The sequence below is a fragment of the Meiothermus sp. CFH 77666 genome, from assembly GCF_017497985.1.
GTDB lineage: Bacteria > Deinococcota > Deinococci > Deinococcales > Thermaceae > Meiothermus.
Genome location: NZ_JAGDFV010000003.1, coordinates 18,228 through 31,672 on the forward strand (window position 1 = coordinate 18,228; position 13,445 = coordinate 31,672).

Sequence of the window (13,445 nt, forward strand, 5' to 3'; positions counted from 1 at the left end):
GCTGGGTCAAAAAGCGCTTGCGCTATGGCGAGCGATTGGCAATGAAAAAGTGGCAGGCCCGGTGCCCGTCTCGCTGGCAGAAGGGGCGCTCGGCGGGCAGGCCGGTGGCCTTGGTAATCACCCTGGGGGGCAGGTTGCATACCGACTCGAAGCGTTGTCCGGTGGCGTAGTACAGGCAGTTGTAGGCTTTGAGCTCCCACCCCGCCGGGGTTTCCTCGAGGGTGCCCAGCATGTCGCCATAGTCCATGTAGGTTAGCAGGGCACGGAGCTTGGCCGGGCCCTCGAGGCCCTCGAGCTTGCGCCTTAGCTCAGCCGCCATGCTCTCGGCTACCCCCTCCAGCAGCCTCTCGAGGACTTGCTCTCGCTCGGCTTCGGCCAGTACCGCATCCAGCAGTTCGGGGTAGCGTTTGGGGAAGAGGCCCTCCGAGGCCTGGGTCAGCCGGTAGACCGTGGTTGGGCGGCCCCTGCCCTCGCGCCGCTCTTCCCGTTCCAGCCAGCCGCTTTTTTCCAGGCTGTGCAATTGGTGCCGCACAGCAGTCTCGCTCAGGCCCAGGTGCGCCTTCAGTTCCTTGATGGTGCTGGGGCCGTGTTGTTTGAGGTATTCCATCAGGGGACGGAGGGTGTTCATAGTGGCTCCAGGGGGCTTCGTTTATTTTTCACTATTTTTGCTATTGAAATAGCACTAAACGAAGTATACCTTATCGGTAGAGATTCGGTGCGTTTCCTGAACGTACCGGCTCAGAGGAGGAGAAGATGAAACCCAACGAAGGTACAACCGACCGGATCATTCGCCTGGTGATGGCAGCGGTGTTTTTCATGCTGGCCTTTACGGTGGCCGGTGGGGTTTGGGTCTATGTGGCCGCCGGGTTGGGGGTAGTCATGCTGCTGACGGCAGCCATCGGCTTCTGCCCCCTGTACGCCCTCCTGGGCATCAACACCTGCCCCGCTCCCCAGCGCAAGGCCTAGTACTGCTACTGCTAGGGAGGCAGCCTGCACTCGACCACAGTTCGCTCGACGGGCAAAAAGTAGAATGTAGGCTGGAATCGGGCCAATCTGAACCAAACCAGTAGGAGCCTAGGTCGGCTGATTGGGCCGTTTCCGATAAGGAGGAAGCTATGGTTCCCAACGTGGGCAGCACAGATCGCTTGGTTCGCTACATCCTGGCGGTGGTGTTTTTCCTGATTGCCTTTTTCGGTAGCAGCGGCATCTGGGCCTGGGTGTTTGGGCTGCTGGGGGTAATTATGGTGGTCACCGCTACCCTCAACTTCTGCCCCATCTGGGCGGTGTTCAAAGTCAATACCCGGGGAAAAGCGACCTGAACGCGCTCCTCCCTCGCCCCGGCTTTCAGGCCGGGGTTTTGCTTTGGGTCAGGGCATGGGGCGGGGTGTTGATGGCGCCTCGAGCCCCCCGCAGCAACCAGAAGGCCAGCGAGAAAAAGAACACCACCAGCAAAAACAGCGCCAAAGGCCCCTGGGCCTGGTAGAGCGCACACCCCACCGGCCCGGCAATCAAATGCCTCGGAATGACAGGTGGTTTTGTTGCTAAATTCGATGACCCTTGTGCCGCTATCGCAGCCGTTCTCCGTTGGTTCGCTGAAAGTTGGGTATCTGGCTAAGGTTCGTATCAGGCGAAACAGCCCGGGCAGACATGCCAAGGTAATGTCGAACGAAACGTACCTTTGCGGTAGGCTATGCCTGACCATTTTTTTGTCCGGGCTTGTTGGCAACACTGCCCTGACGGCAGGTTCATACAGTTCGGCCAGGAGGAAGTATGAAGCCATTTCTACGTGTGGGTGCTTTATCGCTCGTCTTGATTGTGCTCTCAGCCTGTACCCAGGCCCCGCCCGCCCAACCCCAGGCCAAACTCGCCACTCAGGCCATTTCCGATGGTGTGGTGATCAGCCAGGTCTATGGTGGGGGTGGCAACAGCGGTGCGCCCTACACCCACGACTTTGTTGAGCTGTTCAATCGGGGCACCACGCCGGTTTCGTTGAATGGCTGGTCTATTCAGTATGCCAGTGCCACCGGCACGGGCAACTTTGGTGCCAGCAGCGCACAACTCACCGAGTTGCCCAACGTAACCCTCCAGCCCGGACAGTACTACCTCGTACAGCAGGCGGGGGGTACGGCGGGGGTGGCCCTGCCGACACCGGATTTGGTGGATGCCACCCCGATTGCCATGGCCGCAACGGCGGGCAAGGTGGCGCTCGTCTCGAGCACGACTCCCCTAGGCTGCAACGGCGGCTCTACCACCTGTTCACCTACACAGCTCGCCCAAATCGTGGATCTGGTGGGCTATGGCAATGCCAACTTCTTTGAGGGTTCGGGGGCTGCACCCACCCTTTCCAACACCACCGCTGCTCTTCGCAAGGGCAACGGCTGTACCGAAACCGACCAAAACGCCAGCGATTTTGAAGCGGCTGCGCCCAACCCGCGCAATACTGCCTCCGCCCGCAACTTTTGCGGCGAGTCCGCGCCCAGTGTGGTCGCTTCGGTTCCACCCTCGAGCGGCACCATCAATCCCGACGACAGCCTGACCCTGACCTTCAGCGAGCCGGTGAACGTAAGCGGCAACTGGTTTGAAATTACCTGCTCCACCAGCGGAACCCGCACGGTGGCCGATGCGGCGGTCACGCCCAATGCTACCTCGACGCAGTTCGTCATCAACCCCAACACCGATTTCGCCTCGGGCGAGAGCTGTACGCTCACGGTTTTTGCAGCGCAGGTGTCGGATGTGGATCCCCTCGACCCCCCCGACACCCTGGCCGCCAACTTTGTGCTGACCTTCAACCCGGTCTCGGTCTGCGACCTGCCCCATACCCCCATCTACCAGATTCAGGGGAGTGGCCTGACGGCGGCCATTACCGGCAGCGTGGTCACCAAGGGCGTGGTGGTGGGCGATTACGAAGGCCCCGCCCCGGCCCTGCGCGGCTTTTACATCCAGGACGTCAGTGGCGATGGAGACCCCAACACCTCCGATGGCCTCTTCGTGTTCAACGGCAACAACGATAACGTTTCGCTGGGGGATGTGGTGCGGGTGACCGGAACCGCAGGCGAGTTCCAGGATCAGACCCAGGTGAGCGCCACCACCCTCACCAAGTGCGGCACCGCCACCGTTGCGCCGGTGGACGTCACCCTGCCCTTTGCCTCGCCCACCGATGCCGAGCGCTACGAGGGCATGCTGGTGCGGCTGCCCCAGACCCTCTACGTGACCGAGCACTTCCAGCTGGGGCGCTTCGGGCAGGTGGTGCTCTCGTCGGGTGGGCGGCTCAAACAGCCCACCCATGTGACCACGCCCGGTGCTGCGGCCAATGCCCTGCAAGCCCAGAACAACCTTAACCGCATCATCCTGGACGATGCCCTGCAAAACCAGAACCCCGACCCCATCCTGTTCGCCCGCAACGGCCTGCCGCTATCGGCCTCCAACACCCTGCGCGGCGGCGACACCGCCACGGGCATTGTGGGGGTGATGACCTATACCTGGGCGGGCAACGCCGCCAGCGGCAACGCCTACCGGGTGCGGCCTATCGGGGCCTTGAACGGCTATGTGAACTTTGTGGCGGCCAACCCGCGCCCCACAACTGCACCGGAAGTGGGCGGTACGTTGAAGGTGGTGGGCATGAACCTGCTTAACTTCTTCAACACCTTTGACGGGTTGCCGGACACGGTGGACAACTGCACCAACGGGGTAGGGGGTGCGCCCACCGACTGCCGTGGAGCCGATACTCTGGCCGAGTTCAACCGGCAGTGGCCCAAGACGGTCGCGGCCATTCTGGCCATGAACCCGGATGTGCTGGGGGTTAATGAACTCGAGAACGACGGCTACGGCCCCGACAGCGCCATCGCCTTCCTGGTGGATAAACTCAACGAAGCCACTGCGCCGGGGACGTATGCCTTCATCAACGCCGACGCGGCTACCGGCCAGGTCAATGCCCTGGGCACCGATGCCATCAAGGTGGGCCTGATCTACAAGCCGGCCCGCGTGACCCCGGTGGGCCAGACCGCAGTGCTCAATACCCCAGCCTTCGTGAACGGCGGCGACAGCGCCCCGCGCAACCGGGCCTCGCTGGCCCAGGCCTTCCAGCAAAACGCCAATGGGGCCATTTTCATCGTCAATGTGAACCACCTCAAGAGCAAGGGCTCGGCCTGCGACCTGCCCGACCAGGGCGACGGCCAGGGCAACTGCAATGCGGTGCGCACCAATGCCGCGCAGCAGCTCGCGGCCTGGCTGGCCACCCACCCCACCGGCATTGCCGACCCGGACGTGCTCCTGATTGGCGACTACAACGCCTACGCCCAGGAAGACCCCATCACCGCCCTCAAGAACGCGGGCTTTGTGAACCTGCTCGAGACCCGCCTGGGCCCGGATGCCTATTCGTATGTGTTCGATGGGCAGTGGGGCTACCTCGACCATGCCCTGGCCTCGGCCTCGCTTAACGCACAGGTGAGCGGGGTGGCCGAGTATCACATCAACGCCGACGAGCCCAGTGTGCTCGACTACAACACCGACTTCAAAACCCCGAATTTGCAAGCGGTGCTCTACGCGCCCGACCAGTTCCGTGTTTCCGACCACGACCCGGTGGTGGTGGGGCTGAACCTGGCTGCTCCGGGGGCCTGGTTCTTTGGCCCCGTGGCCCCGTTCCCGGCTTACAACAACGTCAACGCGGGCCAGTCCATTCCGCTTATCTTCAGCCTGGGGGGTAATAAGGGGCTGAACATCTTTGCGCCGGGGTTCCCCAGGTGGCAGGTGATCCCGTGCGGCTCGACCGCTGCGGTGAACGGCACCAACCCCACCAATAGCAACGGCGGCCTCAGCTACGACCCCCTGCAAGACCGCTACACCTACCCCTGGAAAACCGAGAAAGCCTGGGCCGGTAGCTGCCGCCAACTGGTGGTGCGCTACACCGATGGCATTACTTACCGGGCCAACTTCAACTTTGTGAAGTAGCCGCCCATCAAGGGAACCGAGTGGGGTCAACTGGCCCCACTCGAGTTTTGCTGATAGGCTTATCCCTCGTCCAGCCAGTTTTCTACCCGAAGCCCTTTGATCCGTATGGACGCAACATTGCAGTAAGCAGCTTATCTGGCCGAGGAGCTCGAGGTTACCTGTCGCTGCGCTGGGTTTGGGTTTTTGAGCTTTGCCCTCATTCAACTTCTGGTCTGCCACAACTACACTGGAAGCACGTGCTAGACTGTTATCAATGCGCCGCGAGGAGGTTCTTGCCATCCTTCAAGCCCACAAAGCTGACCTGGAAGGCCTGGGGGTTTCGGCGGTCTATTTGTTTGGCTCAGTTGCTCGCAACGAGGCCCGTTCGGAAAGCGATGTGGATATTCTGGTGGAACTGAGCCGGCCAATGGGCTATTTTGAGTTTCTGAGTATTCAGTTTGCTTTGGAAAAATGGCTGGGCCAGAAGGTTGATTTGGGTACACCGGACAGCCTCAAGCCAAGCATTCGTGAGCGGGTCATGCGCGAGGTGGTGCGCGCCGCGTAACTGGCAAGAGCGCAACATTGCCATTCACGAGTATTTTCGTCTGGACATTCCTACCCTGTGGCAAACCGTAATCCACGACCTGCCGGCCCTGGTAGGGCCGCTCGAGCAAATGCAGGAAGGGCAAGTCTGAGCCTGCCCCTGGGCTGAAGCTTGCCTCATCGCGTTTCCCACATTTACGTTCCCATGCGGGAGCGTAAATTACCGCCTACAATTGAGTTTTTATGTAGGCGGTATTCGTGGGAACCGCTCTCAGTCCTTCAACTTCTTCGCCGCATCAATGAGCGCAGGCAGTACCTGGTGCACGTCGCCCACAATGCCGTAGTCGGCAATTTTGAAGATGGGGGCCTCGGCGTCCTTGTTAACCGCCACAATGTACTTGCTCTTGTTCATACCGGCCTGATGCTGCACCGCGCCCGAAACCGCCAGGGCGATGTAGACATTGGGCTGCACGGTTTTGCCGGTCTGGCCCACCTGCTCGCCATAGGGCCGCCAGCCCGCGTCCACCACCGCACGGGTTGCGCCCACCGCCGCGCCCAGCGCACCGGCCAGTTCCTCCACCCCTGCAAAAGCCTCGGGGCTGCCCAGGCCGCGCCCGCCCGTAACCACCACGGTGGCCTCGGTCAGCGAGACGCCTTTCTTTTGTTCGCTCAGGCGCTCGAGCACCTCTACCCCGGCGGGAACGCTCACCTCGAGGGTCTCCACCGTGCCGCTACCCTCTGGCTCGGCCAGGGGGGTGGTATTGGGTTTGGCGGTGAAGACCACCGGCAGGGGGGCCTGCTGGCGCTCGGTGACGCGGTTCAGGAAGCTATACCGGCTGCCGAGGATGCTCTGACCATCGGTGCTGGTTTCCAGGGTGTCTTCCAGGAGCCCGGCCTTCATCTTGTAGGCCAGCCGGGCCGTCCAGGTGCGGCCCTGGCGGCCTCCGGTGGCAACGACCACCCGAGCCCCGCTTTTTTGGACGGCGGCATAAGCGGCCTCGGCCCACTTCTCGGGCGTGTAGGGCCCCACCTCGGCGGCGTAGACGGTGGGCAGGTACTGGGCGGCCTCCTGGGCCACCGTTGCGGTATTTTCGCCAATCACCACGCCTGCAAGGGGCCCCAGGCTGCTGAGCTGCCGGGCCCGGCTGATGGCTTCCAGAGCGCCCTTGCGCAGGCGCTGGCCGTCGTGTTCTAGAACTACAAGGATCATGCAACCTCCATATGTGCGGGATGGCCGATGGCGAAAAAGCGATTGACCATCGGCTATGCGCTATCGGCTAGATTACCTTTGCTTCTTCGTGCAAAAGCCGCACCAGCTCGTGCGCGGCGGCCACGGGGTCTTTGCCGTCCAGCAGCTTGTTCAGGCGGGTGCGCTCCTGGATGGTCTGCTCCACAATGGCCACCTTGCTGCTGGCGCTGATGGGCACCTTTTTGAGTTCCTTGCGCTTGGCCTTCATGATGCCGGGCAGGGTGGGGTAGCGGGGTTCGTTGAGGCCCTGCTGGCTGGTGAAGACGGCAGGCAGGGCCACCCGCACCACCTCGGCGCCCTCGTCGAGGTCGTGCTTGGCTTTGGCGTGGGACTCGCCCTCGAGTTCGATCTGGGTGGTCCAGCTCACCACCGGCCAGGAGAGCGCCTCGGCGATGGCGGCACCCAGCGCCTGGGAGTCCCAGTCGGCCTGCTGCCCGCCGGTAAAGACCAGGGTAGGGGCCTCGGCCCGCAGGGTCTCGGCCAGGGCCTCGGCCTGGGTGATGGGGTCCAGGTAGCCCTCGGCCACCAGGTGAACGGCCCGGTCTATGCCCATGGCCAGCGCGGTGCGGATGGCCTCCTCGAAGCGCTCCGGGCCCAGGGCCACCACCACGCTTTCGCCGCCGTGTTTTTCCTGGAGCCGGATGACCTCCTCCACCGCCCACTCGTCCATCTGGTCGAGGATCATGGTGACCCCGGAGAGGTCTACCTTGCCCCCCTCAATCTTGAGGCGGGACTCGCCGTCGGGTACTTGCCGGATGACTGCTATGAATTTCATCTTATGCCTCCACTGCGTTTCGGCGCTAATGGCCGATAGCCGATAGCTTACGTTGAAGCGGCCTCGAGGGTTCGTATCAAAGCATTTATTTTGCCGTTCAAAAGGCTGGCCTGTTCGTAAAGGGGTCTGGCCGATTCAGCACTTAGGAAACCCAGCCGGGTGGCTAAATGCACCGCGCTCACTGTCTCCAGCAAGGAGCCCCTGGCCATGTACAAGAATCTGAGAAAATCCCTCTCGGAGCCTCGGCCCCTTCCCTCGGCAATGTTAAGGCAAATCGAGTTGGCGGAACGGCATACCTGTGAAGTAAGCCCAAACTGCTCCTTGCTGGGAAACTGCTCTGCCGCTTTGTAAATACTTACAACCAACTCCGAGGCCAGGTGGTAGACCTCGAGGTTTTCAAACCCAAAGTAACTCTTCTCGTTCAGCATAGACGCGGTGTTCCCGTGAATAGCACCCAAATTCAAGGCTTTTCGAAGTTTCTCGCTATTAGCTATCAGCAATAAGCTACGAATTCAAAATATGCCGCGCAATGATGAGCCGCTGAATTTCATTTGTCCCCTCGTAAATCTGGTTTAGCTTCACATCGCGCAAAAGCTTCTCCACCGGGTACTCGTGCATGTAGCCAAAGCCGCCGTGGATCTGGATGGCCTGGTTGGCAGCCTCGAAGGCCATTTCCGAGGCGTAGGCCTTGGCAATGGCGGCGGCGTGGGCCTGGGGCAGCCCCTGGTCGGTCAGCCAGGCCGCGTAGTAGGTGTAGGCGCGAGCGGTTTCGATGCCCATCAGCATCTCGGCCAGCTTGAACTGGATGGCCTGGAAGTCGGCAATGGGCTTGCCAAAGGCTTCGCGCTCCTTGGCGTACCTGGTGGCCTCTTCCAAAGCCCGCCGGGCCACCCCCACGCTGCCCGCCGCTACCGGAATACGGGTCTTGTCCAGGGTGTGCATGGCAATCTTGAAGCCATCGCCCTCCTGGCCCAGCAGGTTCTCGGCGGGCACCCGGCAGTCCTCGAAGACCAGCTCATAGGTACCGCTGGCCCGCTGGCCCATCTTGCCGTGCAGTTTGTGGGCGGTAAAGCCGGGGGTGCCCTTCTCCACCACAATGGCAATTACCCCTTTGTGGCGCAGCTCGGGGGCAATGGTCGCAAAGACTACTACCGTCTCGGCCTCGCCGCCGTTGGAAATCCAGGTTTTGGTGCCGTTCAGCACGTAGTGGTCGCCCTCGCGCACGGCCCGTGTCCGCAGCGCCGCCGCATCGGAGCCATTGCCCGGCTCGGAGAGGGCAAAGGCGGCCAGCGCGGGTTTCTCGGTGAGCTTTTTGAAAAAGCGCTGCTTTTGTTCGTGATTGCCGGCCAGCAGGATGGGGGTGATGCCCAGGTCGGAGGCCATCGGGATGGTGTAGATGCCCATGCAGCCCCAGGCCAGCTCCTCCCCGATAATGACCTCCTCGAGCATCCCCAGCCCCAGGCCCCCGTATTCCTCGGGGATGATGGCGTTCAGCAGGCCCACCTCGTAAAGCTTTTCCACCACCCCCCAGGGCACTTCCTCTTTGGCGTCGTACTCGGCGGCGATGGGGGCAATCTGCTCCCTGGCGAAGCGGCGGGCCAGTTTTTGCAGTTCCTTTTGTTCGTCGGTCAGGCTAAAGTCAATCGGCATGGCGGAAGGCGGAAGGCTAAAGCCCCAGGCCAAAAAAGCGGTTTGCTCCTGGCTGTCGGCTGTTAGCTTTCGGCTTTGGTTCACCTCCTTACAAAAGCTTCTTGTACTTAGTATAACTTTTTCCTGCCTGGCCTGTCTATCGTATCACGGGCCTGGTGAAGAAAAAGCGTTATGTATGTAAATCCACAAACCAAACCACCGCACCGCGTAGAATCCGCGCCATGAGCCTGCTGTTCAGCTCCTTGAAACTGCGTTCGGTGACCCTCAAAAACCGCCTGGCCATGTCGCCCATGTGCCAGTACTCGGGCCAGGATGGGCATGTAACCGAGTGGCATCTGCTGCACTACCCCACGCGGGCGGTTGGCGGGGTGGGGCTCATTATGGTGGAAGCCACGGCGGTAGAGGCCCGGGGGGTGATCAGCCCGGATGACCTGGGCATCTGGTCGGATGCGCATGTAGCGGGGTTGCAGGCACTGGCCCAGCGCATCCGGGCAGCGGGTGGGGTGGCGGGCATCCAGCTCGCTCACGCGGGCCGCAAGGCCGGTACGGCCAGCCCCTGGCAGGGTGGCAAGCCCCTGCACCGCTGGACACCGGTGGCCCCCAGCCCCCTGGCTTTCCACGAGGGCTGGCCGGTGCCGCAGGAACTGGATGAAGCGGGTCTGGAGCAGATACGCCAGGCTTTCCAGCAGGGGGCCCGGCGGGCCCTTGCGGCGGGGTTTGAACTGATTGAACTGCACATGGCCCACGGCTATCTGCTGCATTCCTTTCTGTCGCCCCTTACCAACCGGCGCAGCGACCGCTACGGGGGCAGCCGGGAGAACCGCATGCGCTTTGCGCTCGAGGTCGTGGAGGTGGTGCGAGCGGTCTGGCCGGAGGAATTGCCGCTTTTGGTGCGGGTCTCGGCCAGTGACTGGGTCGAGGGGGGCTGGGACATCGCCGACACCGTGGCGTTTGCGGAGCAACTGCAAAAACGCGGCGTGGATTTGCTGGACTGTTCTTCGGGTGGGGCCATTCCGGGCGTCAAAATTCCGGTGGGGCCTGGCTACCAGGTGCCCTTTGCGGCCCAGGTTCGGTTGTCCACAGGCTTATCCACAGGCGCGGTGGGCCTCCTGACCGAGCCCTTACAAACCGAGGCCATTCTTCAGGCCAACCAGGCCGACCTGATTCTCCTGGGCCGGGTTTTGCTCCGAGAGCCCTACTGGCCCTACCGCGCCGCGCAAGCCCTGGGTGAAAGGGTCTGGCCGGTGCAGTACGAGCGGGCTTTCTGAGGCTGCTTCCTGGGACGAGCGTGGTACCCCGTTGCAGAAATGCCAGTGCCTTGCGCAGGTCGCAGGCCAGAGGCCGGTTCGAGCCTGGACTGGATCTTCGTACTCGAGGGCGTTGTGCAAAGACCAGCCCAATGCGAAGTGTTTGTGGTGGGTATCGGTCATTCGCCTTGCACGCCCAACCTGGATTGCTCCTCGCAACAGCCCCACCCACAATAAAGAGGCGTGTTCTGCTTCCCGGCCACTGGCTATCAGCTATGGGCTATAGACCATCGGCGGTAAATTGAGCTATGGAAAACCCCTGGAAAACCTTTGTGCCCCAGGCCCCTACCCGCCTCGGCAAGCCCGAATGGTTCACCGGAACGGTGTATTTGAGCGAGCTGGTGGTCACCCCGGCGCCCATGCACCTGCACGTGCTGCGGGTGATGTTTGCGCCAGGGGCCCGCACCGCCTGGCATACCCACCCCAAAGGGCAGGTTTTGCACGTGGAGGCCGGGATTGGCTGGTTTCAGCGCTGGGGTGAGCCGGTTCGCGAGATGAAAGCGGGTGACACCATCTACTTTGCCCCTGGTGAGAAGCACTGGCACGGGGCAAGTGCGACCCACGCCATGACCCATCTGGCCATTCAGGCAGCGGTGGATGGGGTGAGCACCGATTGGCTGGAGCAGGTCTCGGAGGAGCAGTACCGGCTTTGACCCGAGCACAACACAGTGAGTAACGCGAAGCTCAGACAACCTCTTCGCGCCAGGGGGGATTGGCGCCGGATCGGGTACAGGTAATGGCTGCGACTCGAGCGGCAAAGTTTAGCATAGCGGTTATCTGCGCACTGTTGAGCGAGGCCAGTGCGGCACGAGACCAGACCCCACTCTGCCACAGCCAGCTCAGGGTGCCGGACATGAACGCATCCCCGGCGCCTACCGTGTCCACCACCTGCACTCTGGGCGCCTGAACGGCGATGATTTCCTGGCCCCTCACGGCAAAAGCTCCCTGGCCCCCACGGGTCACGATGACCCATACCGGGCCCTGCTTCTGCCAGTCCTGGGCGATGGTTTCCAGGTTCTCGCCCGGATAGAGCCACTCGAGGTCGGCCTGGCTGACCTTGACCAGGTCGGCCTGCTCGAGCCAGCCCAAAAGCCGCTCGAGATAGGCCTCGCGGCTCGGAATCAGGAAGGGCCGCACGTTGGGGTCGAGGGTGATCAGCCGTCGCCGGGCCTCGCGCCGCATCAGGAGCTCGAGGCTCGAGGCCCCCGGCTCCAGCACCAGCGAGTAGGAGCCAAAGTGCAGGGCCGCCTGGGGGGGGAGGGCGGTGGGCAGATCTTCGGGGTAGAGCAATCGGTCGGCGGTATTTTCGCAGTAGAACGAAAAAAACTCGCCCGACTCGGAAGGGGAGACCAAGGCCAGGGTGGTGAGCTCCTGGCCCTCCCTGACATATTCCAGGCTTACCTTGCTGGCGGCTAGATGGCGCTTGAGCAACTGCCCGAAAGCATCCCGCGAAATGCGCCCAAAGAAGGCGGTGGGTGTGCCCAGCCGGCCCGCCCCCATGGCTACGTTGTACGGCGAACCGCCGGGATGGGGAACATAAGCAGTACCGCCGTTGTGGGCAGTGGGGGTCATGTCTATCAGGGCTTCTCCGGCGACAATCAGCATGCTTCCTCCATAGCAGGCGATCTATGGCAGCAGTCTAACCCGGACTTTGCCGTGCTGTAAGCCCATCCGCCAGGCGGGCCTGTGGTGGGGTTTGGGGTAAACTTGAGCACGGAGATAACTATGGGACTGAGCAAAGGAAAGTTTGAACGGATACAGGCCTGTGCCGACGACCAGGGTGTGATTGCGGCGGCGGCGATGGATCAGCGGGGTTCGCTGCGCAAGGCCATTGCCAAGGCCAGAGGGGCGGAGGTGAGCGATGCCGAACTCACTGAGTTCAAAACCGCCGTGGTCAAAATCCTCACCCCCTATGCTTCGGCGATTCTGATCGACACCGAGTATGGCCTGCCTGCACTGAAGCACAAAGCTCCCCGAACCGGTGTGCTGCTGGCCTACGAAAAGTCGGGCTACGACACCACCGTTCCAGGTCGCTTGCCGGATCTGCTGCCCGACCTGAGCGTACGGCGCATTCAGGAAGCGGGCGGCGACGCGGTGAAGATCCTGCTTTACTACAACCCCGAAGACGACCCCAAAATCAATGCCATCAAGCACGCCTTCATCGAGCGGGTAGGGGCCGAGTGCGCGGCCCTGGAGATGCCCTTTTTCCTCGAGCCCATCGCCTACAACGACCAGCTGGGTGAGGGCCTCGAGCTGGCCAAAGCCAAGCCCCGTTACGTGGCCATGTACATGGAGGAGTTCTCCAAAGACCGCTATGGCGTGGACGTGCTCAAGGTGGAGCTGCCCTTCAACATTGCCTACACCAGCGGCACCCTGGGCTTCAAGGGCGAGGAAGCCTACACCCGCGCCCAGGCCCTGCAGTTCCTCAAGGACACCGCCAGCGCTGCCGGCAAGCCCTTTATTTACCTCTCGGCAGGGGTAAGCGATGCGGTCTTCCGTGAGTCGCTCGAGATGGCTGCCGAAGCGGGGGTGCCTTTTAGCGGGGTGTTGTGTGGGCGGGCTACCTGGCAGGATGGCATTCCGGTTTACGCTAAACAGGGGCTGGCAGCCCTCGAGGACTGGCTTGCCGACCAGGGTGTGAAGAATATCCAGATGCTCAACGAAGTGCTGGCCAGGGGCGCCAAGCCCTGGTGGACGCACTACGGCAGCCTGGAAGCGGCCAGGGGTTAGCCTGCCCAACTGGATGAATCATCAGAGTAGCCTGTTTATTGACAGCTCTGGGCGCCTGTGCTACCCTACGGGACGCGTTTGGTGACCCTCACCGGCGTCGTCCCTGGGCGCGTAGCTCAGTTGGATAGAGCGACTGACTACGGATCAGTAGGTCGTGGGTTCGAATCCTGCCGCGCCCGCCAAGTACAGGACGAAGAAAACCGGGGTTATTCCAAGCCCCGGTTTTCGTTTTGACCCCAGGTTTTGACCCCAATAAACTTTTGAC

At 62.1% G+C, this 13,445-nt stretch carries 14 protein-coding genes and 1 tRNA gene; 8 read left to right on the top strand and 7 right to left on the bottom strand.

The window, feature by feature from the left end; all coding sequences use genetic code 11:
- Window positions 1–22 precede the first annotated feature (22 nt).
- Window positions 23–628, bottom strand: coding sequence for a helix-turn-helix transcriptional regulator (locus tag J3L12_RS02425; protein WP_208013454.1), 606 nt, complete (start codon window positions 626–628; stop codon window positions 23–25).
- A gap of 125 nt (window positions 629–753) precedes the next feature.
- Between J3L12_RS02425 and J3L12_RS02430 the strand changes: the two genes are divergently transcribed.
- Both J3L12_RS02430 and J3L12_RS02435 read left to right on the top strand, forming a co-directional pair.
- Window positions 754–966 (top strand): DUF2892 domain-containing protein, encoded by a 213-nt coding sequence (locus J3L12_RS02430; RefSeq protein ID WP_208013455.1) that lies wholly within the window; start codon window positions 754–756, stop codon window positions 964–966.
- Between the two features lie 149 nt (window positions 967–1,115).
- Window positions 1,116–1,319: a DUF2892 domain-containing protein gene (locus J3L12_RS02435; RefSeq protein ID WP_208013456.1), complete on the top strand. Its 204-nt coding sequence runs from the start codon at window positions 1,116–1,118 to the stop codon at window positions 1,317–1,319.
- A gap of 25 nt (window positions 1,320–1,344) precedes the next feature.
- Here J3L12_RS02435 and J3L12_RS02440 read toward each other — a convergent pair whose 3' ends face one another.
- Complete coding sequence (locus J3L12_RS02440; protein WP_208013457.1) at window positions 1,345–1,512, bottom strand: hypothetical protein; 168 nt, start codon at window positions 1,510–1,512, stop codon at window positions 1,345–1,347.
- A gap of 258 nt (window positions 1,513–1,770) precedes the next feature.
- Between J3L12_RS02440 and J3L12_RS02445 the strand changes: the two genes are divergently transcribed.
- Together J3L12_RS02445 and J3L12_RS02450 are read left to right on the top strand one after the other, a co-directional pair.
- A complete protein-coding gene (locus tag J3L12_RS02445) occupies window positions 1,771–4,947 on the top strand; it encodes an ExeM/NucH family extracellular endonuclease (protein WP_208013458.1) in 3,177 nt (1,058 codons plus the stop codon).
- 253 nt (window positions 4,948–5,200) lie between these two features.
- Window positions 5,201–5,491, top strand: a complete 291-nt coding sequence (locus J3L12_RS02450) for a nucleotidyltransferase family protein (protein ID WP_208013459.1) — start codon at window positions 5,201–5,203, stop codon at window positions 5,489–5,491.
- Between the two features lie 249 nt (window positions 5,492–5,740).
- Here the strand turns inward: J3L12_RS02450 and J3L12_RS02455 are convergent, their stop codons facing one another.
- From J3L12_RS02455 to J3L12_RS02470, 4 genes are all read right to left on the bottom strand, one after another.
- The gene (locus tag J3L12_RS02455; protein ID WP_208013460.1) at window positions 5,741–6,679 is read right to left on the bottom strand and encodes an electron transfer flavoprotein subunit alpha/FixB family protein; all 939 of its coding nucleotides are present in this window, start codon (window positions 6,677–6,679) and stop codon (window positions 5,741–5,743) included.
- A 67-nt stretch (window positions 6,680–6,746) separates the two neighbouring features.
- On the bottom strand, window positions 6,747–7,493 hold the full coding sequence (locus J3L12_RS02460; RefSeq protein ID WP_208013461.1) for an electron transfer flavoprotein subunit beta/FixA family protein: 747 nt from the start codon (window positions 7,491–7,493) through the stop codon (window positions 6,747–6,749).
- 47 nt (window positions 7,494–7,540) lie between these two features.
- Window positions 7,541–7,921 (bottom strand): four helix bundle protein, encoded by a 381-nt coding sequence (locus J3L12_RS02465; RefSeq protein WP_208013462.1) that lies wholly within the window; start codon window positions 7,919–7,921, stop codon window positions 7,541–7,543.
- 76 nt (window positions 7,922–7,997) lie between these two features.
- Window positions 7,998–9,143 carry an acyl-CoA dehydrogenase family protein gene (locus J3L12_RS02470; protein ID WP_208013578.1) on the bottom strand — a complete coding sequence of 382 codons (1,146 nt, stop codon included), beginning with the start codon at window positions 9,141–9,143 and terminating at the stop codon, window positions 7,998–8,000.
- A 221-nt stretch (window positions 9,144–9,364) separates the two neighbouring features.
- Here J3L12_RS02470 and J3L12_RS02475 point away from each other — a divergent pair, with 221 nt between their 5' ends.
- Both J3L12_RS02475 and J3L12_RS02480 read left to right on the top strand, forming a co-directional pair.
- Window positions 9,365–10,411, top strand: a complete 1,047-nt coding sequence (locus J3L12_RS02475; RefSeq protein ID WP_208013463.1) for an NADH:flavin oxidoreductase/NADH oxidase — start codon at window positions 9,365–9,367, stop codon at window positions 10,409–10,411.
- 287 nt (window positions 10,412–10,698) lie between these two features.
- Window positions 10,699–11,103: a cupin domain-containing protein gene (locus J3L12_RS02480; RefSeq protein WP_208013464.1), complete on the top strand. Its 405-nt coding sequence runs from the start codon at window positions 10,699–10,701 to the stop codon at window positions 11,101–11,103.
- Window positions 11,104–11,134: 31 nt separating this feature from the next.
- Here the strand turns inward: J3L12_RS02480 and J3L12_RS02485 are convergent, their stop codons facing one another.
- Window positions 11,135–12,055, bottom strand: a complete 921-nt coding sequence (locus tag J3L12_RS02485; RefSeq protein WP_208013465.1) for a carbohydrate kinase — start codon at window positions 12,053–12,055, stop codon at window positions 11,135–11,137.
- A gap of 120 nt (window positions 12,056–12,175) precedes the next feature.
- Between J3L12_RS02485 and J3L12_RS02490 the strand changes: the two genes are divergently transcribed.
- Together J3L12_RS02490 and J3L12_RS02495 are read left to right on the top strand one after the other, a co-directional pair.
- On the top strand, window positions 12,176–13,180 hold the full coding sequence (locus J3L12_RS02490; RefSeq protein ID WP_208013466.1) for a tagatose 1,6-diphosphate aldolase: 1,005 nt from the start codon (window positions 12,176–12,178) through the stop codon (window positions 13,178–13,180).
- Window positions 13,181–13,285: 105 nt separating this feature from the next.
- A tRNA-Arg gene (locus tag J3L12_RS02495) sits at window positions 13,286–13,362 on the top strand.
- Window positions 13,363–13,445 lie beyond the last annotated feature (83 nt).

Bases quoted from the DNA above. Each gene is read 5' to 3' on its own strand.
- J3L12_RS02425 (WP_208013454.1), bottom strand. From the start codon at position 628: ATGAACACCCTCCGTCCCCTGATGGAATACCTCAAACAACACGGCCCC.
- J3L12_RS02430 (WP_208013455.1), top strand. From the start codon at position 754: ATGAAACCCAACGAAGGTACAACCGACCGGATCATTCGCCTGGTGATG.
- J3L12_RS02435 (WP_208013456.1), top strand. From the start codon at position 1,116: ATGGTTCCCAACGTGGGCAGCACAGATCGCTTGGTTCGCTACATCCTG.
- J3L12_RS02445 (WP_208013458.1), top strand. From the start codon at position 1,771: ATGAAGCCATTTCTACGTGTGGGTGCTTTATCGCTCGTCTTGATTGTG.
- J3L12_RS02450 (WP_208013459.1), top strand. From the start codon at position 5,201: ATGCGCCGCGAGGAGGTTCTTGCCATCCTTCAAGCCCACAAAGCTGAC.
- J3L12_RS02455 (WP_208013460.1), bottom strand. From the start codon at position 6,679: ATGATCCTTGTAGTTCTAGAACACGACGGCCAGCGCCTGCGCAAGGGC.
- J3L12_RS02460 (WP_208013461.1), bottom strand. From the start codon at position 7,493: ATGAAATTCATAGCAGTCATCCGGCAAGTACCCGACGGCGAGTCCCGC.
- J3L12_RS02465 (WP_208013462.1), bottom strand. From the start codon at position 7,921: ATGCTGAACGAGAAGAGTTACTTTGGGTTTGAAAACCTCGAGGTCTAC.
- J3L12_RS02470 (WP_208013578.1), bottom strand. From the start codon at position 9,143: ATGCCGATTGACTTTAGCCTGACCGACGAACAAAAGGAACTGCAAAAA.
- J3L12_RS02475 (WP_208013463.1), top strand. From the start codon at position 9,365: ATGAGCCTGCTGTTCAGCTCCTTGAAACTGCGTTCGGTGACCCTCAAA.
- J3L12_RS02480 (WP_208013464.1), top strand. From the start codon at position 10,699: ATGGAAAACCCCTGGAAAACCTTTGTGCCCCAGGCCCCTACCCGCCTC.
- J3L12_RS02485 (WP_208013465.1), bottom strand. From the start codon at position 12,055: ATGCTGATTGTCGCCGGAGAAGCCCTGATAGACATGACCCCCACTGCC.
- J3L12_RS02490 (WP_208013466.1), top strand. From the start codon at position 12,176: ATGGGACTGAGCAAAGGAAAGTTTGAACGGATACAGGCCTGTGCCGAC.